Origin of the sequence: Curtobacterium sp. MWU13-2055, from assembly GCF_023242305.1 — a bacterium.
Taxonomy (GTDB): Bacteria; Actinomycetota; Actinomycetes; order Actinomycetales; family Microbacteriaceae; genus Curtobacterium.
Genome location: NZ_JALLIO010000011.1, coordinates 118821 through 125058 on the forward strand (window position 1 = coordinate 118821; position 6238 = coordinate 125058).

General features: G+C 71.6%; 8 protein-coding genes. 4 read left to right on the forward strand and 4 right to left on the reverse strand.

The window, feature by feature from the left end:
* Positions 1–12 precede the first annotated feature (12 nt).
* The 3 genes from M4960_RS18115 to M4960_RS18125 form a co-directional block, all read right to left on the reverse strand.
* Positions 13–744: an SOS response-associated peptidase gene (locus tag M4960_RS18115; protein WP_134195701.1), complete on the reverse strand. Its 732-nt coding sequence runs from the start codon at positions 742–744 to the stop codon at positions 13–15.
* A 117-nt stretch (positions 745–861) separates the two neighbouring features.
* On the reverse strand, positions 862–1488 hold the full coding sequence (locus tag M4960_RS18120) for a hypothetical protein (protein ID WP_248705007.1): 627 nt from the start codon (positions 1486–1488) through the stop codon (positions 862–864).
* 3 nt (positions 1489–1491) lie between these two features.
* The gene (locus M4960_RS18125) at positions 1492–2178 is read right to left on the reverse strand and encodes a hypothetical protein (protein WP_248705008.1); all 687 of its coding nucleotides are present in this window, start codon (positions 2176–2178) and stop codon (positions 1492–1494) included.
* 241 nt (positions 2179–2419) lie between these two features.
* Here M4960_RS18125 and M4960_RS18130 point away from each other — a divergent pair, with 241 nt between their 5' ends.
* The 3 genes from M4960_RS18130 to M4960_RS18140 are packed head-to-tail and all read left to right on the forward strand — an operon-like array spanning position 2420 to position 4229.
* Positions 2420–2845 carry an organic hydroperoxide resistance protein gene (locus M4960_RS18130; RefSeq protein WP_123293624.1) on the forward strand — a complete coding sequence of 142 codons (426 nt, stop codon included), beginning with the start codon at positions 2420–2422 and terminating at the stop codon, positions 2843–2845.
* Positions 2846–2854: 9 nt separating this feature from the next.
* Positions 2855–3241: a YchJ family protein gene (locus M4960_RS18135; protein WP_248705009.1), complete on the forward strand. Its 387-nt coding sequence runs from the start codon at positions 2855–2857 to the stop codon at positions 3239–3241.
* Between the two features lie 34 nt (positions 3242–3275).
* Positions 3276–4229, forward strand: a complete 954-nt coding sequence (locus tag M4960_RS18140) for an SDR family NAD(P)-dependent oxidoreductase (protein WP_248705010.1) — start codon at positions 3276–3278, stop codon at positions 4227–4229.
* Positions 4230–4255: 26 nt separating this feature from the next.
* Here M4960_RS18140 and M4960_RS18145 read toward each other — a convergent pair whose 3' ends face one another.
* Positions 4256–5122 (reverse strand): shikimate dehydrogenase, encoded by an 867-nt coding sequence (locus M4960_RS18145; RefSeq protein ID WP_248705011.1) that lies wholly within the window; start codon positions 5120–5122, stop codon positions 4256–4258.
* 58 nt (positions 5123–5180) lie between these two features.
* Between M4960_RS18145 and M4960_RS18150 the strand changes: the two genes are divergently transcribed.
* Positions 5181–6188, forward strand: coding sequence for an iron-siderophore ABC transporter substrate-binding protein (locus tag M4960_RS18150; protein ID WP_123293627.1), 1008 nt, complete (start codon positions 5181–5183; stop codon positions 6186–6188).
* The last annotated feature ends 50 nt before the right edge of the window (positions 6189–6238 follow it).

Here is a 6238-nt window from a genome sequence, read left to right on the forward strand (position 1 = left end):
GCGTCTCGCTGGCTACGCCACCGGTTCGATGAGCTGCGGGCCGTCGTTCTTCACGCTGTTCACGGTACGGGCGACCTCGTACTGCTCCAGGCCGGCCGCGACCGTCAGCGACTCGTGGTCGAGCAGGGCCAGCAGGTCGTCGGTCGGCAACTCGCCGCCGAGCCAGTCGTCGTAGCCGTCGGGCGTCAGGAACGCCGGCATCCGGTCGTGCACCTCACCCGGGGCCACGTGGGCGTCGCGCGTGATGATCGCCAGCGACAGCCGCCACTTGTCCGGGTCGCCCTCGGGCTTGGTCGGGTCCGGCCAGGCACTCACGACCCCGGCCATCGCCAGGGCACCGCCGGGCTCGTGCACGAAGTGCGGCTCCTTGCCGTCCTCGCGCACCACCCACTCGTAGTAGCCCTGCGCCGGCACGATACAGCGGTTCGTCGCGAAGGCCCGCTTGAACATGCCGCTCGTCGCGACCGTCTCGATGCGGGCGTTGATCGGCTTCGGGCGCTGCTTCTGGAAGTCCTTCGCCCAACTCGGCACGAAGCCCCAGCTGATCTGCGGCAGCTCGCGCTCGCCGTGCCGCTGGCGCACCGCGGACACGGGGTCGGTCGGGGCGACGTTCCAGCTCGGCACCAGGCCGGTCCCCACGACGCCGGTGTCCTGGTCGACGTGCTCGGTCCGGTCGGCGAGCTCACCGAGGAGCTCGGGCAACAGATCGGCCGTGGTGTCGGAGACGACGAACCTTCCACACATGCGCCCAGTGTGCCCCGTGCCCCCGACAGTCGCGCGGCTGGGGTCGTTCCCGTGCCCCGTATCCCGCTTCGTGAGCAGAAATGGTCGGGTCCCGTCACGCCACCCGACCATTTCTGCTCACGAAGTCGGGCCGGCGGGGACCTCGAACGGCTCGGCGGCCTCGGCGGCGACCTGCGCGCGTTCGGAGCGGCCGAGGCGGACGACGTACTCGGGCAGCACGAGGACGTAGAGCGCGACGGACACCACGGGCCACCAGGGCGCGACGTCGAGCAACGGGCCAGCACCGACGGCGGCGACCCCTGCCCCCAGCAGCGGGGTGACGCGGGCGAGCGTGCCGATCAGGCCGCGGCGGAGCAGGACCGTGTCGGTGCGGACGGCCTCTCGGTCCTCGGGTGCAACGGGGCATGGTCGCCGCTGCAGGTACGGCTGCACCGAGGTCCGCACCGAGTTCTGCCACGAGGCCCGCACCTGCCGCCCGTTGATCGTCGCCGAAGGGTCCGGCGGGCGCCGCGTCGAGAAGCACGCGAACGTGAGCAGGCCCACGCCGGCCGCCAGCAGCACGATGGCCGCCACGCTGCGGAGCGGAGGCTGTGCCGTCCAGCCGAGCCGGGCCTCCAGGACGAGCATGCCGACCAACGCGACCACGGCCGCTGCGCCGGACCACGCTGCTGCGCGGCGGACACGACGTGGGTCCAACACGTCGTCGACGTGCCGGAAGAAGATCCGCCAACCGAGTGCGAACACGGCTCAGTCGCCCGGCAGCGAGAGCTTGCTGCCCTTCGGGGTGCCGGTCCGGCCGCGGGCGGGCGGCGCCGGTGGGACGGGCGGGAGGGCTTCGGCCTCGACGCGCAGCTGCTCCTGACGGCCGAGGGTGCGGATGCCCCCGATGGCGGTGACGGCACCGGTCGCCGGGATGAGGATCCAGACCGCGGAGAGACCGACGATGTCGTCGTTCGTCGAGATCGTGAAGACGTTGAGCAGCACGGTCGCGAGGAACGCGAGTCCCCACCCTCCCAGCAGCAGGTACCCGCGGAACGCTGCCCGGACCAGCAGGTCGCGGGTCTCGGGCATGCCGTGCAGGACGGCGTCACGGTGCTTCGGGTCGACCGCGGGAGGGTTGCGGCGGTAGTAACGGGCGATCGCCTCTTGGGTACGCCAGCCGATGCCAGGGATGGGCGGGACGTTCCAGCCCTTCGGCCCGACCGGTACGAAGCACGTGCCGATGAGTCCGATGCCGGAGGCGAACAGCACCGCCACGATGATCGCAGCGGCGACGGGGACGGAGCCGTCGTCGAAGAACAGTCCGAGTACGACGAGTCCCGCCAGCGCGACGACGGCCACGATCACGCCGACGACCACGATGCGGCGGCGGCGCTGCACGCTGACGAGAGCGGGCAGTCGCTCCCGGTACACCTGCCACCCGATCTTGAACACGTGTCATGTCTACCCGGGCGCGCGGCGTCGTGGCTCGGGCGCTCGGTACTTCGTGAGCAGAAATGGTCGAGTGCGCTCGTGGGGCCCGACCATTTCTGCTCACGAAGTTCACGAAGTGCGCCGCGGGCACCCCGCGGCACGCCGCGGACACGCCCGGCGGCGCGGGCACGCGCGGGCGCCCGGCCCCGGCGCCCCGGGCACGCGCAGCACACGTCCAGGTGGGCGCGATGACCTCGGCTCCATGAGTCTCGACATCGTCTACACCGCAGCCGCCCACGCCACCGGAGGCGGCCGCGACGGGCACGTCCGCAGCGAGGACGACCGGCTCGACCTGGACACCCGCCCGCCGAAGGAGATGGGCGGCAGCGGCGAGGGCACCAACCCCGAGCAGCTGTTCGCCGCCGGGTACGCCGCGTGCTTCCTCGGTGCACTGCACGCCGCGGGCAAGGAACTCGACCTCGACACCACCGGCGCCGAGGTCTCCGCCGAGGTCGGCATCGGCGGCGCCGGCAACGGCACCTTCGGCCTGGCGGTCGAGCTCGACGTCTACGCACCGGCCGCCCCGCAGGAGCAGCGCCAGCGCCTGGCCGAGCGCGCGCACGAGATCTGCCCGTACTCGAACGCCACCCGCGGCAACATCACCGTCGCGCTGTCGATCGTCGACTAGCGTTCCGGCGTGGTCACCGACGAGACGCGTTGCCCCTGCCTGAGCGGCAACCCCTACGGCGAGTGCTGCGGCCCCCTGCACCGCGGTGCGGCCGCGCCGACCGCGGAGCGCCTGATGCGCTCACGCTTCAGCGCGTTCGCGCTGGGACTGCCGGAGTACCTGTTGCTCACCTGGCACCCGCGCACCCGACCGGCAGCCCTCGAGTTGGACGCGTCGCAGCGCTGGACCCGGTTGGACATCCTGACGACGACCTCGGGAGGCCCGTTCGACTCCCAGGGCACGGTCGCGTTCCGCGCGTGGTGGCGTTCCGACGACGACCGCGGGACGCTCGAGGAGACGAGCGCGTTCGTCCGCGAGCAGGGACGATGGTTCTACGTGGACGGTGTCGTCGCCTGACGGCTCCGCACCACGCCAGCCGACAGGAGTCGACATGCCCGCACGCGATCTCACCCGCTTCGGCGACCGGACCACGGCCGCCGAGGTCGTCGACGGCCTCGACCTGACAGGACGCACGGCGGTCGTCACCGGTGCCGCCTCCGGCATCGGGGTGGAGACCGCCCGAGCACTCGCCGGAGCCGGAGCACGCGTGACGCTCGCCGTGCGGGACGTCGACGCCGGCCGCCGGGTCGCGGACGACATCGCCCGGTCGACTGGGACGGACGCACCGGCCGTCGTCGAACTGCACCTGGACCGCCCGGCCTCCGTCGAGGCGTTCACCGCAGCGTGGTCGGGGCCGCTCGACGTGCTCGTCGCCAACGCCGGCATCATGGACGCGCCCGAGTCGTACACGCCCGCCGGGTGGGAGACGCAGTTCGCGACGAACCACCTCGGGCACTTCGCCCTCGCGCTCGGGCTGCACGACGCCCTGGCAGCTTCGGGTTCGGCCCGCATCGTCTCGGTGTCGTCGAGCGGCCACGGCGGTTCGCCCGTCGTGTTCGACGACCTGTTCTTCCGCCGGCGCCCCTACGAACCCGGACTCGCCTACGGCCAGTCGAAGACCGCCAACGTGCTGTTCGCCGTCGCTGCCGGCCGACGGTGGGCCGCCGACGGCATCACCGCGAACGCCCTGATGCCCGGCGGGATCTGGACCGGGCTGCAGAAGCACTGGGACCCGGAGGTCCTCGCCGCCACGAAGATCGCCGCCGCCGACGCCGTGAAGACCCCGGAGCAGGGAGCCGCGACCTCGGTCCTGCTCGCCACCGCACCGGAACTCGACGGGATCACCGGCCGCTACTTCGAGGACTGCCACGAAGCAGCGGTGGTCGAGCGGATCGAGGACGGCCTGCACGGCGTGCTGCCCTGGGCGCTCGACCCGGACCAGGCCGACCGGCTGTGGGACGTGTCCGTCGCCCTGCTCGACGTCGAGGCGCGGTCCCGCGGCTGACCGCGGGTCGCCGGTGTCGTCGTCGGCTAGCTGCTGATGACGGCGGGCAAGCCGACAGCCGAGCGCATCGCACGACGGACGGCGTCCTCGTCGGGCAGCAGTTCGTCCTCGTCGCCGGTCAGGAAGAAGCGGATCTGGCCGATGGCCTGCTCGGTGAGCATGTCGAGACCGTTCAGCACCCGGCCGCCCGCGCTGGCCCAACGCGACGCGACGGCGGTCGGCCACGGTTCGTAGGCGACGTCGAACAGCACGGCGTCCGACCCCGACGGCACCAGCTCGAGCGGGTCGGCCGCGCCGCCGGGAAGCGTCGACAGGACGAACCCGTGGCGGGTGCCGGGCAGGTCGGTGAGCGGCAGGACCTCGAGCGAGACGCCGAGCCGCACAGCCAGCTCCACGAGCGACCCGGCCTTCGCGGTGTCGCGCAGGAACACCCGCACGAGTGACGCCCCGAGCCGAACAGCTGCGGTCAGGGCGCTCGCCGCGGTCGCCCCGCCGCCGAGGATCGTGGCCTCGCCGGGAAGGTGCCCGAGGGCCTCGACCGGACGGACGAGCCCCTGGACGTCGGTGTTCGCGCCCGCGCGGACGATGCTGTCGCCCTCGTGGCGGAACGCCACCGTGTTGGCGACCCCGAGCTCGTCGACCAACGGGGTCGTGCGGTCGAGGAGCGGCAGCACCTCGCGCTTGAGCGGCATCGTGAGACTCAGCCCGCGCCATCCGGGACCCAGCCCCGCGACGAACGCGTCGAGCCCGCCGGACGCGACCTCGTGCCTCCCGTACGACCACCCCAACCCGAGCGCGTCGTAGGCCGCTTCGTGGAGCGTGGGGGAGAGCGAATGCGCGATGGGGGAGCCGAGCACCGCGAGGCGCGTGCGGTCTGGATCTGGGACGGCCACGATCACCCAGCCTATCCAGCTGATTTCCTGTACGCCCCGTTAGGTTAGGCTACCCTTCGTGATCCGATCATCCCTTCGTCTCCGACGTGTCCTCGCCGCTGCGGGTGCCGTCGCCGCAGCCTCCCTTGTCCTCGCCGGCTGTGCCTCGGGCTCCGGCTCGTCCACCGACACGGCTTCGTCCGGCTCGTCCGACGGGGCCTTCCCGGTGTCCATCACGACCGGCCTCGGCACCACGACGATCGACTCGCAGCCGAAGCGCGTCGTCGCCCTCGGCTGGGGTGACGCCGAGACCGCGCTCGAGCTCGGCGTGCAGCCGGTCGGCGCGAGCGACTGGCTCGCCTTCGGTGGCGACGGCGTCGGACCGTGGCTCAAGGACGCGTACACGAAGTCGCCGAAGATCATCCAGACGCTCGAGCCGAGCTACGAGGACATCCTCAAGCTCAACCCGGACCTGATCCTCGACGTGAAGTCGTCTGGTGACAAGGACCGCTACGACAAGCTGTCCGCGATCGCGCCGACCGTCGCGATCCCGAAGGGCGGCGAGAACTACCTCGCCTCGACCGAGCAGCAGACCACGATGATCGCCAAGGCGCTCGGCAAGGAGTCCGAGGGCAAGAAGCTGCTCTCCGACCTCGACGATGCCTACGCCACGGCGCGCAAGGCCCACCCGGACTTCGAGGGCAAGACCGCCGTCGTCGGTGCGTACAGCTCCGAGGGCTTCGGCGCGTACGCCTCCACCGACAGCCGCTCGTCGTTCATGAAGAACCTCGGGTTCACGATCCCGTCGGCCATCGACAAGGAAGCCGGCAAGGCGTTCTCCGTCACGCTGTCCGACGAGAACCTCGACCTGCTCGACGCCGACCTGACGCTGGTCCTGCCGATCTACGTCGACGCGTCGAAGGCCGAGGCTGACCCGCTGTTCCAGAAGGTGCCGTCGGTCGAGGCCGGTCACTACATCGTCTTCGACGACAAGGACGTGTCGTCGGCGTTCTCGATGGGCACCACCGCTGCGATCGAGTGGGCGCTCGACAAGCTGCCGGCCCAGTTCGAGGACAAGCTCGGCTGACCTGGCCGGTCTTCACCCGCGAAAGCGACAGGGTGCCGCCGAACTTCGGT

Bases quoted from the DNA above. Each gene is read 5' to 3' on its own strand.
- M4960_RS18130 (WP_123293624.1), top strand. From the start codon at position 2,420: ATGAGTCTCGACATCGTCTACACCGCAGCCGCCCACGCCACCGGAGGC.
- M4960_RS18115 (WP_134195701.1), bottom strand. From the start codon at position 744: ATGTGTGGAAGGTTCGTCGTCTCCGACACCACGGCCGATCTGTTGCCC.
- M4960_RS18140 (WP_248705010.1), top strand. From the start codon at position 3,276: ATGCCCGCACGCGATCTCACCCGCTTCGGCGACCGGACCACGGCCGCC.